Source organism: Streptacidiphilus sp. MAP12-33 (genome assembly GCF_041261265.1).
Lineage (GTDB): Bacteria > Actinomycetota > Actinomycetes > Streptomycetales > Streptomycetaceae > Streptacidiphilus.
Window position 1 is genome coordinate 28,976 of record NZ_JBGCCA010000038.1, and the last position, 16,656, is coordinate 45,631.

Annotated in this window: 15 protein-coding genes; 12 read left to right on the forward strand and 3 right to left on the reverse strand. The window is 73.8% G+C overall.

Translation table 11 applies throughout. The features are described 5' to 3' along the window. The first annotated feature begins 187 nt into the window (after window positions 1–187). Window positions 188–1,666, forward strand: coding sequence for a S8 family serine peptidase (locus tag ABH931_RS31455; RefSeq protein ID WP_370120854.1), 1,479 nt, complete (start codon window positions 188–190; stop codon window positions 1,664–1,666). A gap of 112 nt (window positions 1,667–1,778) precedes the next feature. Here the strand turns inward: ABH931_RS31455 and ABH931_RS31460 are convergent, their stop codons facing one another. Then, window positions 1,779–2,435 carry a TetR/AcrR family transcriptional regulator gene (locus tag ABH931_RS31460; protein ID WP_370120857.1) on the reverse strand — a complete coding sequence of 219 codons (657 nt, stop codon included), beginning with the start codon at window positions 2,433–2,435 and terminating at the stop codon, window positions 1,779–1,781. A gap of 151 nt (window positions 2,436–2,586) precedes the next feature. On the opposite strand from ABH931_RS31460, the gene ABH931_RS31465 reads away from it, so the two are divergent. The 4 genes from ABH931_RS31465 (at window position 2,587) to ABH931_RS31480 (ending at window position 6,429) form a co-directional block, all read left to right on the forward strand. Continuing rightward, window positions 2,587–4,158 (forward strand): MFS transporter, encoded by a 1,572-nt coding sequence (locus ABH931_RS31465; RefSeq protein WP_370120859.1) that lies wholly within the window; start codon window positions 2,587–2,589, stop codon window positions 4,156–4,158. Between the two features lie 314 nt (window positions 4,159–4,472). Further along, window positions 4,473–5,324, forward strand: a complete 852-nt coding sequence (locus ABH931_RS31470) for an AraC family ligand binding domain-containing protein (RefSeq protein WP_370120862.1) — start codon at window positions 4,473–4,475, stop codon at window positions 5,322–5,324. Next, complete coding sequence (locus ABH931_RS31475; RefSeq protein WP_370120865.1) at window positions 5,321–6,121, forward strand: AzlC family ABC transporter permease; 801 nt, start codon at window positions 5,321–5,323, stop codon at window positions 6,119–6,121. The genes ABH931_RS31470 and ABH931_RS31475 overlap by 4 nt, the downstream gene beginning before the upstream one ends. Then, complete coding sequence (locus ABH931_RS31480; protein WP_370120869.1) at window positions 6,118–6,429, forward strand: AzlD domain-containing protein; 312 nt, start codon at window positions 6,118–6,120, stop codon at window positions 6,427–6,429. Before ABH931_RS31475 ends, ABH931_RS31480 begins: the two co-directional genes overlap by 4 nt. Before the next feature lie 13 nt (window positions 6,430–6,442). Here ABH931_RS31480 and ABH931_RS31485 read toward each other — a convergent pair whose 3' ends face one another. After that, a complete protein-coding gene (locus tag ABH931_RS31485; RefSeq protein ID WP_370120871.1) occupies window positions 6,443–7,792 on the reverse strand; it encodes an MFS transporter in 1,350 nt (449 codons plus the stop codon). A gap of 163 nt (window positions 7,793–7,955) precedes the next feature. On the opposite strand from ABH931_RS31485, the gene ABH931_RS31490 reads away from it, so the two are divergent. The 5 genes from ABH931_RS31490 (at window position 7,956) to ABH931_RS31510 (ending at window position 13,172) form a co-directional block, all read left to right on the forward strand. Next, complete coding sequence (locus tag ABH931_RS31490; RefSeq protein ID WP_370120874.1) at window positions 7,956–9,488, forward strand: helix-turn-helix domain-containing protein; 1,533 nt, start codon at window positions 7,956–7,958, stop codon at window positions 9,486–9,488. A gap of 30 nt (window positions 9,489–9,518) precedes the next feature. Continuing rightward, window positions 9,519–9,713 (forward strand): DUF3046 domain-containing protein, encoded by a 195-nt coding sequence (locus ABH931_RS31495; protein ID WP_370120877.1) that lies wholly within the window; start codon window positions 9,519–9,521, stop codon window positions 9,711–9,713. A gap of 74 nt (window positions 9,714–9,787) precedes the next feature. Next, window positions 9,788–10,936, forward strand: a complete 1,149-nt coding sequence (locus tag ABH931_RS31500; protein ID WP_370120880.1) for an AI-2E family transporter — start codon at window positions 9,788–9,790, stop codon at window positions 10,934–10,936. A gap of 149 nt (window positions 10,937–11,085) precedes the next feature. After that, window positions 11,086–12,216: a recombinase RecA gene (gene recA, locus ABH931_RS31505; RefSeq protein WP_370120883.1), complete on the forward strand. Its 1,131-nt coding sequence runs from the start codon at window positions 11,086–11,088 to the stop codon at window positions 12,214–12,216. A gap of 401 nt (window positions 12,217–12,617) precedes the next feature. Next, window positions 12,618–13,172, forward strand: a complete 555-nt coding sequence (locus ABH931_RS31510; RefSeq protein WP_370120886.1) for a regulatory protein RecX — start codon at window positions 12,618–12,620, stop codon at window positions 13,170–13,172. On the opposite strand, the gene ABH931_RS31515 is transcribed toward ABH931_RS31510, so the two are convergent. Then, a complete protein-coding gene (locus tag ABH931_RS31515) occupies window positions 13,148–13,783 on the reverse strand; it encodes a TetR/AcrR family transcriptional regulator (protein ID WP_370120889.1) in 636 nt (211 codons plus the stop codon). The genes ABH931_RS31510 and ABH931_RS31515 overlap by 25 nt on opposite strands. A 137-nt stretch (window positions 13,784–13,920) precedes the next feature. On the opposite strand from ABH931_RS31515, the gene ABH931_RS31520 reads away from it, so the two are divergent. Further along, window positions 13,921–14,904, forward strand: a complete 984-nt coding sequence (locus ABH931_RS31520) for a zinc-binding dehydrogenase (RefSeq protein ID WP_370120892.1) — start codon at window positions 13,921–13,923, stop codon at window positions 14,902–14,904. Window positions 14,905–15,076: 172 nt separating this feature from the next. Then, a complete protein-coding gene (gene rny / locus ABH931_RS31525; RefSeq protein ID WP_370120895.1) occupies window positions 15,077–16,489 on the forward strand; it encodes a ribonuclease Y in 1,413 nt (470 codons plus the stop codon). The last annotated feature ends 167 nt before the right edge of the window (window positions 16,490–16,656 follow it).

Here is a 16,656-nt window from a genome sequence, read left to right on the forward strand (position 1 = left end):
GCTTGTCGCGCGGGCAGTCGGTCAGCAGAGCCCCGCGCCCCTGACGGTGCGACGGCCCGCGGGAGCGCTCCTGGGGCTGCGCCCCCTTCGGCGGAGCTCGGCGGGCGGAATCCGGCAAAGCGTACATATCGTCGGAATATCCCTCGCCCAGGGCGCGCGGTTCTGCGCCCCGACCTCTGGAGGCCTGGTGGCGCGTGTCGCGAAGGGCCTGCGATCGGCGACGACGCGATGCGCCGTCGTGATCGCGTTGGTGACCCTCCTGCTCGGTGGCGCCGTCCCGTATGTGGGTGGCACCGGCCGGCTGTACCTCGCGTACCTCGTCGTCGCGGACCGCGCCGACGCCGACGGCGTCGCCACCGCGGACCAGGCGATCAGGGACGAGCAGGGCATGGTCGGTCAGGAGTACCCGCAGATCGGCGTCGTCCTCGCCTACGCCTCCGCCGCCGACTTCGGCGCGCGGGTGCGGGCACACCCCGGGATCTCCGCGGCCGGCGCCAGCCGGACCGCGCCGGTCCCGGACCCGCGGGCGGGCACGCCCTACAGCGGGGCGCAGGGGCAGACCGCCGTCGTCTCCGCCAAGCGTGGGGGTGATGCCGCGCCCGGCGACGACGTCCCGCTCGCGGCCGACCCGCACGGCCGGACGCAGTGGAACCAGCAGATGGTCGGCGAGAGCGCCCGCCTCTCCGCCGCGGACAGCTCCGCGCTGCGCGGCGTCGTGGTCGCCGTGCTGGACTCGGGTGTCGACGACACCCACCCGGATCTGCGCGCGGCCGTCGACCCGACCCGCTCGGCCTCCTGCGCGACCGGCACGCCCGACACCCGCGCGGGCGCCTGGCGCCCGGACTCCTCGCTGGGCGAGAGCGGGCACGGCACGCACGTCAGCGGGATCATCGCCGCCGACCGGCCCGGGGAGGGCGTCGTCGGGGTGGCGCCCGGCGCCCGCATAGCGGCGGTGCGGCTGCTCGGCTCCGCCGGCCAGTACTACGGCGAGAACATCGTCTGCGGCTTCCTGTGGGCCGCCGACCACGGCGCCGCCGTCATCAACGACAGCTACTTCGCCGACCCGTGGAAGTACAACTGCCCGGAGAACGCCGACCAGGCCGCGATCGCCGCGGCGGTCGGCCGTGCGGTGAAGTACGCGCAGGACAAGGGCGCCGTGGTGGTCGCCTCGGCGGGCAACGACGGGCAGGACCTCGCGGGCCCGCGGATCGACGACCGCAGCCCCAACGACCGCGCCGACGGCATCGTGGCGCCGGTCCGGCACCTGGGCAAGGAGTGCATCCGGCTGCCCGGCGGCCTGCCGGGCGTGGTCGACGTGAGTGCGCTGGTCGCGGACGGCAGCCTGGCCGCGTACTCGAACTGGGGCAACGGCCAGATCGCGCTCGCCGCTCCCGGCGGCGACCCGGACGGCGGCCTGGCCCAGGCGGTCGTCTCCGACTGGCCCGGTGGCCGGTACGCCGCGCTGGCCGGGACCTCGATGGCCGCGGCCACGGTCAGCGGCGTCGCGGCCGTGGAGGCGGCCCGTCACCCGGGGGTGCGCGGCGCGGCCCTGGTCCACCTGCTGGAGCAGCGGGCCATGCCGCTGAGCTGTCCCTCCCGCGCCCCGACGGGCAAGGACTGCCCGGGCGGCCCGTACTACGGCTACGGCCTGGCCGACGTGCGCTGACCGCGCTGACCGCGCTGACTGCGCTGACTGCGCTGACCGCGCTGACTGCGCTGACCGCGCTGACCGCGCTGACCGCGCTGACTGCGCTGACCGGCCGTTCGTCGATCGGCCGTCACGGGGCCAGCAGGCGGTCGAAGTAGCCGAGGAGCAGGTCCCGCACCTCCAGGGTGAGGGCTCCCACCTGCTCCTGCGGGGCCTCCACGAGCAGCGGCAGTACGCCCTTGTAGGCGCCCAGGGCCACCGCCGCGGCGAGGTCGAGCCGCTCCGCCGGGAGGTTGCCCGCGTAGAGGGTGAGCAGCGCCTGGATGCGCTGGTGGGTGCGGGCCATCAGCGGCGCCTGCAGGTCCATGACGTGGCCGGGGGCGTTGCCCCCGATGAAGAGCGCCAGGCAGGCCGGGTTCTCCCGGTGGAACTCGACGATCGGGCCGAGTGAGGCACCGAGCGCCTGCTCCAGTGTGACGGCGGCCGGGTCGACCACGGCGAAGGGTGCGAGCAGCACGTCGAGGCTGTCGGCGTAGTACTCCGCGAGCGCCGCCGCGATCGCGTCCTTGTTCGGGAAGTACTGGTACAGCGAGCCGGGGGAGACGCCCGCACGGGCGGCGATGGCGTTGGTCGTGGTGGCCGCGTAGCCGGACTCGGCGAAGACCTGCCCGGCGGCGGTCAGCAGCTGGGCGATCCGGCGCTCCCCCCGGGCCTGCCGCCGCTTGGGGCGTTCGGCGTCGACGGGCCGGCTCTGCGGTGCGGTCTCGGGTGCGGTCTCGGCGGTCACCTTGCCGATGGTAGGCCGCATTGACGAATGCGAGCAATCACTCGTAATCTCGTGAGCAGGAAATGTGAGTAAAGACTCGCGTTCTGGTTCGGGGCCCTGACCTGCCCTTTTTCGGTTCTCTCTCCTCTCACGCCCGCTCAGGGGGACACCCATGTCCGCAACCGTCGACACCGTCGGCACAAGCGCCGCCCCGCCCGCCCCGCCCGCGTCGGCCGAGCGCGCTCCGGGTCGCGGCTGGACGCTCGCGATCGTCTCCATCGCGACGTTCATGCTGATGCTCGACCTCACCGTCGTGAACGTAGCCCTGCCCGACCTGCGCAACGCCCTGCACGCCGACTTCTCCGGCCTCCAGTGGGTGCTCGACGCCTACGCGCTCACCCTCGCCGCCTTCCTGCTGACCGGCGGCTCCCTCGCCGACCGGCTCGGCCGCAAGCGCGTCTTCATCGCCGGCTTCGCCGTCTTCACCGCCGCCTCGCTGCTCTGCGGGGTCACCCCGGACGTGCTGACCCTCAACCTGGCCCGAGGTCTGCAGGGCGTCGGTGCGGCCGTCCTCTTCGCCGTCGGACCTGCCCTGCTCGGCCACGAGTTCCGCGGCAAGGACCGCGCCATGGCCTTCGGCATCTTCGGCGGCGTCTCCGGTCTCGCGATCGCCTTCGGCCCGCTCATCGGCGGCGCGCTGACCAGCGGCGTCGGCTGGCGCTGGATCTTCCTGGTGAACGTGCCGATCGGCATCGTCGCCATCGTGCTGAGCTCGCTGCGGATCCGCGAGTCGCGCGAGCCCGGCGCGCACGGTATCGACCGGGTCGGCCTGACGCTCTTCTCCGTCGCGCTCGGAGCCCTCGTGCTCGGCTTCCTGCGCGGCGAGGCGCAGGGGTGGACCAGCCCGCTGATCCTCTCCCTCTTCGCCGGGTCCGCCGTGCTGCTCGCGGCCTTCGTACTGGTCGAGCGGCGGCTGGGCGCCGCCGCGATGCTCGACCTGACGCTGTTCCGCAACCGCACCTTCAACGGCATCTCGGCGGCCACGCTGCTCGGCAACGCGGCCGGCATGTCGTCGATCTTCCTGGAGGTCTCCTACGTCCAGAACGTGCTCGGCGCCTCGCCCTGGCAGGCGGGCCTGCGCTTCCTGCCGCTGACGCTGGTGCTGTTCGTCGTCGCGGCGGTCACCGGCAGCCTGACGGTCGCGGTCCCGCCGCGGCTGCTCGTCGGCACGGCCATGGCCCTGATGGCGGGCGGACTGTTCGCGATGCGACTGGTCGACGTGCACAGCGGCTGGACCGCGATGCTGCCCAGCATGCTGCTGACCGGCGCCGGGATGGGCATGTTCAATCCGCCCCGCGCCTCCCTCTCGATCGGGGTCGCGGAGCCGGCACGGGCCGGCATGGCCGCGGGGATGGGCGAGACCTTCCAGCAGGTGGGCATCGCGATCGGCATCGCCGGCTTCGGCGCGCTCTTCCAGCACCGCGTCGGCGACCTGTTCGGCGCGGCGGTCCCCGGTGCGTCCGAGAGCGCGCGGCAGGCGGTCGCGGCGGGCGCGGGTGACCAGGTCGCCCAGGCCGCGGGCCCCCTGCGCGCCGCCGTCGCGGAGGCGGCCCGGGCCTCCTTCGTCCACGGCCTCACCGACGTCCTCACCCTCTGCGCGATCTGCGCGGCCCTCGCCTCGGCCATCGCCTTCGCGACGATCCGCCGCCAGGACCTCCACGAGAGCGCGACCACGGGCCACTGAGGCGCCGCAGACGCATCAGTGGCGCGGGGCTCTGCTGATCTGCGGCTCCACCCCCGGCCTCCACCCCCGGCCTCCACCCCCGGCCTTCGGCCGGGAGGTGCCCCTGCGCGGCCGCGAGCGACCACCCGGTGCGGATGGCCCCCGACGCGCAGGGCCATCCGCACGTGGGTGGCTTGTCGCGTAGGTCTCCGCGCCCAGGTGGTGCGGGTGTCTGGCCGTGCAGAGTGCCGCGGCCCCGGGGCGTCCTGCATGGCGGACCTCTCCGGCGTGGATTCCGGTGGCGTGGGAGCCTGCCGGGCGGGGAGGCTGGTGTCATGGGTGCAGAGAGCGCGCACTACTGGCAGCACCCCGCGCTGCCCGGCGTCGACCTGCTGCGCGCGCACTACGTGCGCCACAGCTTCGGGAAGCACACCCACGACACCTACGTCCTCGCCGCCATCACCGAAGGCGTCGAAGCCTTCCAGTACCGCGGCACGCTGGAGATCGCCCCGGCCGGCAGCGTCGCGCTGGTCGAGCCGGACCGGGTGCACACCGGCCACGCCGGGGAGCCGGAGGGGTGGAGCTACCAGGTGCTCTACCCGAGCGCCGACCAGGTCGTCGCCGTCGCCGCCGAGTTGGGCGTCGCGCCCGGCGCGCCGGGGTTCGGGACGGCCGTCGTCCACGACGACGAGCTCGCCCGGCTGGTGACGCGCACCCACGAGGCCGCCGAACAGAACCAGGCACTCGCCGCCGGGACCCTGCTCCGGCTCGCCCTGGCGCGGGCCGTGCGCCTGCACTCCTCGCAGCGGCTCGTCCGCGAGCCGCCCGCCGCCGGGCGGGACACCGCCCGCGTCGCGAGGGACCTGCTCGCGGCGGGGCTGGAGGAACCACCCACGCTGGAGCAGCTCGCCGCCGCCGTCGGGACCGGGCCGTTCCCGCTGCTGCGGGCCTTCCGCGACGCCTACGGCCTGCCGCCGCACGCGTGGCTCACGCAGTACCGGGTGCGGACCGCCCGCACACTGCTGGACGCGGGCGTCGCGCCCGCCGACGCGGCGGTCGCCGTCGGCTTCGTCGACCAGGCCCATCTGACCCGGCACTTCCGCCGGATCGTCGGCGTCCCTCCGGGTGCCTACCGGCGGGCGCGCAAGAACGTACAAGAAACAGGTGACCGGCCCCCGGCAGCATGAACCTCATGACGGCACCTTCCAGACCGACGGCAGCGACCGCTGCGTCTCCGCCCGCCGCACCACCCGGTCCCGCTCAGGCGGGTGCCCGCTCCGACCGCGCCGTGATCCGCGACTCCCTCGGTATCGGCGTGGCCGTGGGTGTTTCCGGCGTCGCCTTCGGGGTGGCCGGGACCGCCGCCCACCTGACGGTGTGGCAGACGTGCGCGCTCAGCCTGCTGGTCTTCACCGGCGCCAGCCAGTTCGCGCTCGTCGCGGCGCTGGCCGCGGGCGCCGCGCCTCTCGCCGCCGTCGTCGGGGCGCTCTTCCTCGGCGTGCGCAACAGCTTCTACGGCCTGCGCCTCGCGGAGCGGCTCGCGTTGCCGGGCTGGCTCCGGCCGCTCGCCGCGCAGGCGGTGATCGACGAGACGACGGCAGTGAGCCTGGTCCAGCCCGACCGGCGCTCCGCGCGGCTCGGTTTCGCGGTCACCGGGATCAGCCTCTACCTGATCTGGAACGCGACCACCCTGGCCGGCGCGCTCGGCGCGAACGCGCTGGGCGACCCCTCCCGCTACGGCCTGGACGTGGCCGGCCCGGCGGTCTTCCTCGCCCTGCTGGCCCCGCGTCTGCGCGAGGGCGGCGCGGAGCGGGCGACCGCGCTGATCGGTGCGGTGCTCGCCCTGGCCGCGGTGCCGCTGGTCCCGGCGGGCGTGCCGGTGCTGATCGCCCTGGCGGCCGTGCCGGCCGTACTGCTGCTCGGGCCCCGGCGCCGGGTGGCCCCGTCGCAGCAGAGAGAAGAGGAAGAGGAGGACGGACGATGAACGCGACCTGGTGGGCCATCCTGGGCACGGCGGCCGGCTGCTACGGCCTCAAGCTGCTCGGCCTCTCCGTTCCGACGGGCCTGCTGGACCGGCCCGCGGTGCGGACGTTCGCCGCGCTCGCCCCTGTCGCCCTGCTGGCCGCGCTGACCGCGCTGCAGACCTTCGGGCAGGGCGCCCACGGGCTGACCCTCGACGCCCGCGCTGCGGGTCTCGCCGCCGCCGGGGTCGCGATCTGGCGCCGGGCGCCGTTCCTGCTCGTGGTGGTGCTGGCGGTGGCGGTCACCGCCCTGGTCCGCGCCCTCGCCTGACGGGCGCCCCTGGTCAGGCGGCCGGGTGGCCCGCCGCGGTGGGGGGCTCCGGCGGGAGGCCGAGGCGGGCGGCGTCGCGTTCGGGGCGGACCAGCAGCGTGACCAGCAGGCCTGCCGCGCCGACCATCGCGGCGCTCAGCAGGTAGCCCTCCCGGTAGCCGGCGGCGAGGTGGCTGCCGGTCGTCAGCGAGCCGACGACCAGCGGGGAAAGGACACCGGCCAGCGAGTAGACGAAGGCCGTCGCGCCCAGCACCACTCCGCGGCGTCCCGGTGGGGTGATCCGCGCGACCGCCGTCTGCGCGAGGATCAGCAGCATCGTGGAGAGCACACACGGGCCGATCAGGAGCACGAGCTTCAGCGGCACCGAGCCGGTCACCGCGAACACCGCGCTCGCGCCTCCGGCGACGACCGCCGCGAGACCGGTCCACCGGGCGACGCCGGTGAGCGTGCCGCCCCGGCGGCGGGTGCGCTGCGACAGCATTCCGAAGGCCGTGATGACCAGCGCGGAGCTGAGCCCGGTGCCCATCGTGACCAGGCCGGCCTGCGTCGCCGTCAGCCCGGTGACCGTGCGCAGGTAGTCCGCGCCCCAGGTGAGCGAGGAGACCGTCGCCCAGTAGGAGGCGAAGGCGCCGAGCGCGCAGGCGATCCAGGTGCCGGTCAGCAGGATGCGCCGCAGAGGCGGTTCCGGGCCGTCGCTGGTGGCCCGGAGGACCGTCCCGCCGCGGATCGGCTCCGGCCCCTCGCGACCCAGCCGCCGCCACACCAGCGCCCAGACCAGCCCGGCCAGACCCACCGCGCCGAACCCCCACCGCCAGCCGGCCCCGTTGATCACCGCCGTCAGCAGCGGCGCGGCCAGGGCGACGCCCGCAGCCGAACCGAGACCGAGCACCGCCGTGGGCAGACTGCGCTCCCGATCGGGGAACCAGGTGTAGAGGCTGTGCGTGGCCACCGGGAAGGCGGGCCCCTCGGCCGCGCCCAGCAGCACCCGGGTCACCAGCAGCGTGCCGAGGCCGGCCGCGCCGAGCAGCATCGGCAGCTGCGCGGCGGACCACAGCAGGGCCAGGACCAGCAGCAGTGTGGTGGTGCTGATCCGCCGGGTGAGCGCGGAGACGCCGAGGGCAGCCAGGCTGAACAGGGCGAAGAAGGCCGCCGCGGCGCGCCCGTACTGGGCGTGGGTGATGCCCAGGTCGTGCATCATCGGCGTCGCGGCGAGCCCGAGCACGGTCTTGTCGGCGAAGTTGACCAGCATGAACGCCAGCAGCAGCCAGGTCGCCCGCCAGCCCGGAGCCCGACCGGCCCGGTCCGGGGCGCCGTCGGCCGGGGCGGCCGGACCGTCGGCCGCGTCCGGGGTCACGGTGGTCACGAGGTACCTCCACAGGATCCTGTCGGGACGCCGTGCCGCCGGTGGGGACGGCGCAGCGTGCAATGGAGCCTGCCGGTCGCCGGGGGACGGCGACAACGGACCGTGTCACAAGTGACCACCCCGCATACTGTGATGCGTCACAGCAGGGTGGAAGGGGGGACGGATGACCGAGGCGGCCCTCCCGGTCTCGCTCTCGCCGCAGGCGCGGGCGCTCGCCGCGCGCTGCGAGGGGCAGGTCAACGAGCTCGCGCGGCGGATCACCCGCGAGGACTTCGCCGTCTTCCCCGGCTACGAGGGCCTGCCGGACGACATGAAGCACACCGAGATGGCGGCCACGGTCCGCTACGGTCTGCGGCTCTTCTTCACCCTCGTACGGGAGGGGCGGGCCGGTCGGGACGAGGAGTTCCGGTTCTTCCAGGAGCGCGCGGCGCAACGTGCCGAGGAGGGCTGGCCGCTGCACCTGCTGCTGCGCACCCACCTGCTGAGCCGGCACGCGCTCTTCCGCGTGCTGCGCGCGGCGGCGGAGCCGGGGGAGGAGGCCGCCCTGGCCGAGCTCGCCGACCTGCTGCTGGGCGGCTCCGCCGAGCTGATCGGCGCGCTCGCCGAGACCTACCAGCTCGAACAGTCCGCGCTGCTCGCGGAGCGGCGCGAACAGCGACGCACGCTGGCCCGCGCCCTGCTGGCCGGCTTCCCCGTCCTCCCCGGCCGCCTGGAGGAAGCCGGACTTCAGCACGGCTCCCTCGTCCTCGCCTTCGCCGTGTCCACCCCGACCGCGCACGGCACCCCGGCTCCCGCCCCGGCCCCCGGCCGGGCCGCCCCTGGCCCTGACCGGGCCGCCCAGGCCTCCGTCCCGGCCGGCACCCGGGCCGCCCCTGGCCCTGACCGGGCCGCCCAGGCCTCCGTCCCGGCCGGCACCCGGGCCGCCCCTGGCCCCGGCCGGGCCGCCCAGGCCTCCGTCCCGGCCGGCACCCGGGCCGCCCCTGGCCCCGGCCGGGCTACCGCTGCGGCAGCCGCCGAGAGCCTCACCCCGGCGCCCGCCCTGGCACCCACCCTGGCGCCCGCCGTGGGCGGCGGCGAGGCGCCGTCGGTCGCGCTCGGGCGGAGGTTGCGGCGGGTGCAAGGGGTCCTGGAGCGGGCGTTCGGGGCCGAGGTGCTCGTGGTCGCGGAGGCCGAGGGCGGGCACGCGCTCGTCCCCGCCGAGGCGCTCGGCCCGCGAGGGCCGGAGGCGGGGCGGGTGCCCGACATGCTCGCGGCGCGCCTGGCCCGGGTCTGCGAGGCGGACGTGTGGGTCGCCGCCACGGAGGCCCGCGACGGGCCGGGCATCGCGGCTGCGGGACGGACGGCGGGCGAGGTGCTGCGCCTCGCCCGCGCGCTCGGACGCCGCCCCGGCGTCTACCGCCTGGACGACGTGCTGCTGGAGTTCCACCTCTCCCGCGCAGGCGAGGCCAGCGCCCCGCTGGCCGCGCTGCTGGACCCACTCGCGGACCGCCCCGAACTCCTCGCCACCCTCCGCTCCTACCTCGCCCACCAGCAGGACCGCCGCGCCACCGCGCGCGAGCTCGGCCTGCACCCCAACACCGTCGACAACCGCCTGACCCGGGCCGGCGAGCTCGTCGGCATCGACGTCACCGCACCGCGCGGCTACGCGCTCGCCCTCACCGCGCTCACCCTCCGCGATCTTCGCGGGCCGCTCTGAGCGGCGCGGAGCGGGCGGGATACTGGGCGCATGCGCCTGACCGAGTTCTGGAAGCGGATGTACGCCCACTTCGGGGAGAGCTACGCGGAGAGCTTCGCGACCGACCACGTGATGACGGAGCTGGGCGGCCGCACCGTCCGCGAGGCTCTGGCCGCGGGCTGGGAGGCCAAGGACGTCTGGCGTGCGGTGTGCGTCTCGATGGGCGTTCCGGAGACGAGCCGGTAGTGGTCAGAGGCGGGTAAAGCAGGGGTAACTGCGAGGTTTGCCGGATTTGATCCCATCCGCGTAAGACTGTCCGCGTGGCCACCCGTGAACAGACCCCCGATCCCGCCGTCGACTCCCCCCGCCCGCGTGCGGGCGGCATGCCGCGCTGGCTGCCGCGTGCCGTCGTCCTCGTGCTGGTGCTCGTCGGTCTGTTCCAACTGCTCAGCTGGGCCTTCCTGCAGCTGACCGGCTTCCTCGCGACGCTGCTCGTCTCCTTCGTGATCTCCCTGGCGATGGAACCCGCCGTCGACCGGATGGCCGCCCGCGGCATGCGCCGCGGACTGGCCACGTTCCTGGTGTTCCTCGTCACCTTCGTCGTCGGGGCGGGCTTCGTCGCCGCGATGGTGACGCTGCTCGTCGACCAGGTCGGCCAGGTGGCGTCCCAGCTCCCGCACCTGCTGCGGGAGACGCTGGACTGGTGCAACAGCACCTTCGGCACGCACTTCTCCATGGACAAGCTCCAGCAGGCCCTGATCGACAACGCGGGCAGCGTCGAGGCGTGGGCGCAGAAGGCCGCCAACAACATCTGGGGCGTGTCCAGCTCGCTCCTCGGCGGCGTGTTCCAGCTCTTCACGATCGCGCTCTTCACCTTCTACTTCACCGCCGACGGGCCCCGGCTGCGCCGGGCCGTCTGCTCGGTGCTGCCGCCGCACCGGCAGCAGGAGGTGCTGCGCGCGTGGGAGGTCGGCATCGAGAAGACCGGCGGGTACCTGTACTCCCGCGCCCTGCTGGCGCTGTTCTCGGCGGTCGCGCACTTCGCGGTCCTCGCGCTGCTGGGCATCCCCTACGCCGCCGCGCTGGCGATCTGGGTCGGCGTGGTGTCGCAGTTCGTGCCGACCATCGGCACGTACCTGGCCGGCGCGCTGCCGATCCTCGTCGCGCTCACGGTGAACCCCTGGTACGCGCTGTGGATCCTCGCCTTCGTCATCGTCTACCAGCAGGTGGAGAACTACCTGCTGCAGCCGCGGATCACCGCGCGGACGGTGGAGATCCACCCGGCGATCGCGTTCGGCTCGGTGATCGTCGGCGCCGCGCTGCTCGGCGCGGTGGGCGCACTCATCGCGATCCCGGTGACGGCGACGGCGACGGCCTTCGCCGGTAGCTACATCCGGCGGTACGAACTGGTGGATCATGCGCGAGTCGGACTGAACAAAAAGGAAGACCCGGGAAACCCGGACAAATAGTCGCCTGACTTATATTCGAACGCACGTTCCCTATACTGGATTACGGCACGTTATCCACAGGCTTGCTCTCAACGAGGGCCGTTTGTCAGTGGTGCGCGCTAGCGTCTTCGGTGATGAAGCGTTCAGCACAGACCCCCAAGGTGGCACCCATGGCAGCAGCGAACGATCGCGAGCGGGCCCTCGAGACAGCCCTCGCACAGATCGAGCGACAGTTCGGCAAGGGCTCCGTCATGCGCCTCGGCGACGAGGCCCGAGCTCCGATCGCGGTGATCCCCACGGGGTCGATCGCCCTCGACGTGGCGCTCGGCGTCGGCGGCCTGCCGCGCGGCCGCGTCGTCGAGGTCTACGGCCCCGAGTCCAGCGGTAAGACGACGCTGACCCTGCACGCGGTGGCCAACGCGCAGAAGGCCGGCGGCGTCGTCGCCTTCATCGACGCCGAGCACGCGCTCGACCCGGACTACGCCAAGAAGCTCGGCGTGGACACCGACTCCCTGCTCGTCTCCCAGCCGGACACCGGCGAGCAGGCGCTGGAGATCACGGACATGCTGATCCGTTCCGGCGCCGTCGACCTCATCGTCATCGACTCGGTCGCCGCCCTCGTGCCGCGCGCCGAGATCGAGGGCGAGATGGGCGACTCCCACGTCGGTCTGCAGGCCCGCCTGATGTCCCAGGCGCTGCGGAAGATCACTGGTGCGCTGAGCCAGACCAACACCACGGCGATCTTCATCAACCAGCTGCGCGAGAAGGTCGGCGTGATGTTCGGCTCGCCCGAGACGACGACGGGTGGCCGCGCGCTCAAGTTCTATGCCTCGGTCCGCCTCGACATCCGCCGGATCGAGACCCTGAAGGACGGCACGGAGGCGGTCGGTAACCGCACCCGCGTCAAGGTCGTCAAGAACAAGGTGGCCTCGCCGTTCAAGCAGGCCGAGTTCGACATCATCTACGGCCAGGGCATCAGCCGCGAGGGCGGCCTGATCGACATGGGTGTCGAGCACGGCTTCATCCGCAAGTCCGGCGCCTGGTACACCTACGAGGGCGACCAGCTGGGCCAGGGCAAGGAGAACGCCCGCAACTTCCTGCGGGACAACCCGGATCTGGCGGACGAGATCGAGAAGAAGATCAAGGAGAAGCTGGGCGTCGGCCCGAAGCTGGACGCCCCGGCCGAGGGTGCTCCGGCCGTCGGTGAGGCACCGGCCGCCGCCGCTGCCGCCAAGACGCCCGCCGCGCGCGGCAGCAAGGCCAAGGCTGCCGAGGCCGTCCCGGCGGAGGCCAAGGCCTGAGCGGGGTGACATCACAGCCGACCGAGAGCGCGTGGGGTCCGCGCGATTGGTCCTCCCACGGGGGCGGAGGCAGCCGACCGGAATGGCCGGCTGGCCTCGCCCCCGCCCCGGGCAGTGACCCTGCCCCCCAGGGCCTCCCGCCGGGCGACGGTGAGTTCGACGACATCGGCTTCGGCGATCCGGCGTCGGATCGTTCGCGGGCCGGGCGCTCGCGGCGGCGAAGGGCCACCCTCGACGGTGCCTGCTCCGATGACGAGAGCGGTTCCGGCGTCGGTGCTGTTGAGGCCGACGGTCCCGACGAGGGGCCCGCACCTGGGCGGGGTTCGCGCGGGCGGCGGACCACGCAGCGCGGCGACCGGCGCCGCTCCGGCGGGGTGCTCGGGGGCGCGCACGGCGAGGAGGTGCGCGACAGCGCACCCGCCGACCCGGCCTCCCGCGCGCGGGACATCTGCCTGCGGCTGCTGACCGGGCAGGCCCGTACCCGCCGTCAGCTCGCCGACTCGCTGCGGCGCAAGGAGATCCCGGACGAGATCGCCGAGCAGGTCCTGGACCGGCTGACCGAGGTCGGGCTGATCGACGACGCGGCCTACGCGCGCTCCTGGGTGGAGCAGCGCCAACGCAGCCGGGGCCTGGCCCGGCGCGCCCTGGCGGGCGAGCTGCGCGCCAAGGGTGTCGACAGCGCCGTCGTCGCCGAGGCCGTCGCCGAGGTCGACCCGGACGACGAGGAGGCCGCCGCCCGGCGCCTGGTCGAGCGCAAGCTCTCCTCCACCCGCGGCCTGGACCGCCAGGTCCGGATCCGCCGCCTCGCGGGCATGCTGGCCCGCCGCGGCTACCCGGAGGGCCTGGCCCTGCGCGTCGTCCGCGCCATGCTCGACGAGGAGGTCGTCGAGGACGCCGAGGACGCCGAGTCCGCCTCCGGCTTCGAGACCGACTACCTCGACTCCGGCGAGGAGTGATCCGCGCGCGCCTTGCCGTGGGAGCCCGGCCATGACGTCGTCTCCCGGACCACGGTCTGCGTCAGTGCCGACGTGTGGGCGGCCATCCGCTGCGCGGACCAGGGGCGGCTCTGCTCCAGCCACCAGGTGATCAACTCGGTGTACATCGCGGCGACCAACGCGGGGGTGGGGTCGTCGCGCCCCGGCCCCTGCTCCGCGCCCAGATGGCGCGCGATCTCCAGGGCGAGGGTGTCCCGCATTCGGCGGGCGAACCAGCCGCCGCCGTTGCGTCCCAGCATCGCCCGGTAGAACCGCTCGTAACCGGCGATGTGCGCGAAGAACGCCGTCCACCGCCGCTGCGGCGAACCGCCCTCGGGGTCCTCGTGGCTGAAGCCGCCGATCAGCTCGGCCACCGCCTCCTCGAAGACCTGCTCGGCCAGTTGGTACTTGTCCCGGTAGGCGCGGTAGAAGGCGGCGCGGCTGATCAGGGCCCGTTCGGTGATCTGGCTGACCGTGGCCTTCTCGAACCCCTGCTCCTCGATCAGCTCCACCAAGGCCTCGCGGAGCAGCCGCTTGGTCCGCCGTACCCGCACACCCTCCGCGGACCGGAGGGTCGGCTTCGGTTGAGACATTTCCCGCTCCCCGTCGCGCCTGGGACAGCCGCCTCGGACTGTTCCTTGTCCCCGCCCACGGCCCGCCGAAGACTGGCAGGGCAGGCGACCGGACGGTCCGTCTGAGACGAGACAAGTGTCTCAGGATGAGGTGGGGCATGCGCGCGATTCGGGTCCACGAGACGGGGGCGGCTGCGGAGGTGCTGCGGCCGGAGGACTTGCCCCGGCCCGAGCCGGGGGAGGGCCAGGCACTGGTCCGCGTCGTGTTCGCGGCGGTGGTGCGCGGCGACGTGGTGGTGCGGTCCGGGGGCTATCCGTTCCCGCTGCCGTTCGTACCGGGGTTGGAGGTGGTCGGTCAGGTGGTCGCCGTCGGGGCGGGCGTCGATCCGGGGCGGGTGGGGGAGTCGGTCGTCGCCGCGACCGCGGGCATGTCCGGTGGCTACGCCGAGTACGCGGTGGTGGATGCGGTCCGTGCCCACCGGATTCCCGGGGGTGTGACCGCCGAGCAGGCGTTGGCGGTCGCGGAGCCGGGCGGGCTCGCCTACGGGATCCTCGACGTGATCGGCCTGCGCGCCGGGGAGAGCGTGCTCGTCACGGCAGCCGCCGGTCGGGCGGGTTCGATGCTGGTGCAGGTGGCCCGTGCCGCAGGGGCGATCGTGGTTGCCGGTGTCGGAGCGGAGGCCAAACGTCCGGCGGCCCTCGAATCAGGCGCGGTAGCTGCCGTGGACTACTCCGCCGACGGGTGGGAGGAGCGGGTCAGGGAAGTCAGCGGGGGAGCCGGCGTCGACGCCGTGCTCGACTCGGTGGGCGGCGAGATCGGCCGGCAGGCGCTCGCCGCTGCTCGGGACGGCGGGCGGATCGGCGTCTTCGGGTTCTCGTCCGGCCGTTGGGCTCCGCTGGACGCGTTCGCCATCGGCCGTCGCGGGCTGACCGTCGTCGGCGTCCTCGGGCTCGCCTTCGCCCGCGCCCAGGCACAGCAGGAGGGGGACGTGGCCCGGGCGTTGAAGGACGCGGCGGCGGGGAGGCTGGTGGGCCGGGTCCACTCGGTCCACCCGCTGGAGGAGGCGGCGCGGGCCCACGAGGTGCTGGAGCGGCGCGAGAACGTCGGCGTGGTGCTGTTGCGTACCGGTGTCGATTCCTGAGGCGGACGTGACCCGGGCCGCTCCTGCTACCGAACGGTCAGGAGCAGTCGCCATCTTGACCGTTTCGTAACACGGACCTAGCCTCACCATGAGTGATGAGAGGCCGATGCCAGCCTCGCACCGAGATCGCACTGTGATCACGGCGTGATCCCGCGCCGGACGGGGAGGGCTGATGACGCTGGCGGTCGGCACGACCACGGTGGCCCCGATCGTGATGTTGGCCCTCGGCCTGATCCTGCTCTGCGTCGCCGCCCTGGCGGTGCGTCAGCTCCTGCACGGCGCCCGTGAGCGGGCGCTGGAGCTGGACCGGCGCGAGGAGCGCAGTGCGGAGCGCGAGGCCCGCATCGACGAGGAGCAGCGACGGCTGTTGCAGCGGGAGCTGGACACCGCGCAGGCCCAGGCCGAGCTCACCGTCAAAGTGGAGGAGCTGCGCGCCGAGCGGCGGCGCATGGTCGAGGAGGTGGCCGGCCTCAGCGCGACGGAGGCCCGCACGGAGGTGGTCCGGGCGGCCGAGCAACAGGCCAAGCGCGAGGCCGTGCTGACGGTCCGGGAGATCGAGCGCCAGGCTCGGACGGACGGTGAGGCCCGCGCCCGGGAGATTCTGGCCTCGACGATCCAGCGGGTCGCGGTCCAGGGCACCACCGACTACGTCGTCACGGCCGTCCGGTTGCCGGGCGAGGAGATGAAGGGCCGGATCATCGGCCGCGAGGGCCGCAACATCCGCTCGTTCGAGTCGGTGACCGGGGTCAACCTCGTCATCGACGAGACCCCCGAGTCGGTGCTGCTCTCCTGCTTCGACCCCGTCCGCCGGGAGGTCGGCCGGCTCACCCTGGAGGAGCTGATCGCGGACGGCCGGATCCACCCCCAGCGCATCGAGGACGCCTATCAGCGCAGCCTGGCCGAGGTCGAGCGCCTCTGCCAGGCGGCGGCGGAGGAGGCCGTCGCCCAGGTCGGCGTCGACGAACTCCACCCCGAACTGCTGCGCCTGCTCGGGAGGTTGCGCTACCGCACGTCCTACGGGCAGAACGTGCTGGGCCACGTCGTCGAGTCCGCGCACCTGGCCGGAATGATGGCCGCGGAGCTCCACGTCGACCCGGCGCTGGTCAAGCGCTGCACCCTGCTGCACGACATAGGCAAGGCCGTCACCCATGAGGTCGAGGGCAGCCACGCCCAGATCGGCGCGGAACTCGCGCGCCGCTACGGCGAGTCGGAGGAGCTCGTGCACGCGGTGGCGGCGCACCACAACGAGATCGAGCCGCAGACCGTCGAGGCCGTCCTCACCCAGGCCGCGGACGCCTGTAGCGGCGGCCGTCCCGGCGCCCGCCGGGAGTCGGTGGAACTGCACGCGCGCCGCCTGGAGAAGCTGGAGCAGATCGCGCGGCGGCACGAGGGCGTGCACAAGGTCTACGCGATGCAGGCCGGCCGGGAGGTGCGGGTGATGGTCCTGCCGGAGGCGGTGGACGACCTCCAGGCCCAGGTCATCGCGAAGGACGTGGCCCGCGAGGTGGAGAACGAACTCACCTACCCGGGCCAGATCCGGATCACCGTGATCAGGGAGAGCCGGGCTACCAGCTTCGCCCGGTGAGCCAGTTGCACTGTCCAGGGGCGCGGGGAACTGCGCGACAAGCCACCGATGAGCAGATGGTCCTCAACGTGCAGGGCCATCCGCACAGGGTGGTTTCTCGCGCAGTTCCCCGCGCCCCTGGACAGTGCAACTGGCTACTCGCGTGCAGACCCCCGCGCCGCTGGAGA

Bases quoted from the DNA above. Each gene is read 5' to 3' on its own strand.
- ABH931_RS31465 (WP_370120859.1), top strand. From the start codon at position 2,587: ATGTCCGCAACCGTCGACACCGTCGGCACAAGCGCCGCCCCGCCCGCC.
- ABH931_RS31470 (WP_370120862.1), top strand. From the start codon at position 4,473: ATGGGTGCAGAGAGCGCGCACTACTGGCAGCACCCCGCGCTGCCCGGC.
- ABH931_RS31475 (WP_370120865.1), top strand. From the start codon at position 5,321: ATGAACCTCATGACGGCACCTTCCAGACCGACGGCAGCGACCGCTGCG.
- ABH931_RS31480 (WP_370120869.1), top strand. From the start codon at position 6,118: ATGAACGCGACCTGGTGGGCCATCCTGGGCACGGCGGCCGGCTGCTAC.
- ABH931_RS31490 (WP_370120874.1), top strand. From the start codon at position 7,956: ATGACCGAGGCGGCCCTCCCGGTCTCGCTCTCGCCGCAGGCGCGGGCG.
- ABH931_RS31495 (WP_370120877.1), top strand. From the start codon at position 9,519: ATGCGCCTGACCGAGTTCTGGAAGCGGATGTACGCCCACTTCGGGGAG.
- recA (WP_370120883.1), top strand. From the start codon at position 11,086: ATGGCAGCAGCGAACGATCGCGAGCGGGCCCTCGAGACAGCCCTCGCA.
- ABH931_RS31515 (WP_370120889.1), bottom strand. From the start codon at position 13,783: ATGTCTCAACCGAAGCCGACCCTCCGGTCCGCGGAGGGTGTGCGGGTA.
- ABH931_RS31520 (WP_370120892.1), top strand. From the start codon at position 13,921: ATGCGCGCGATTCGGGTCCACGAGACGGGGGCGGCTGCGGAGGTGCTG.
- rny (WP_370120895.1), top strand. From the start codon at position 15,077: ATGACGCTGGCGGTCGGCACGACCACGGTGGCCCCGATCGTGATGTTG.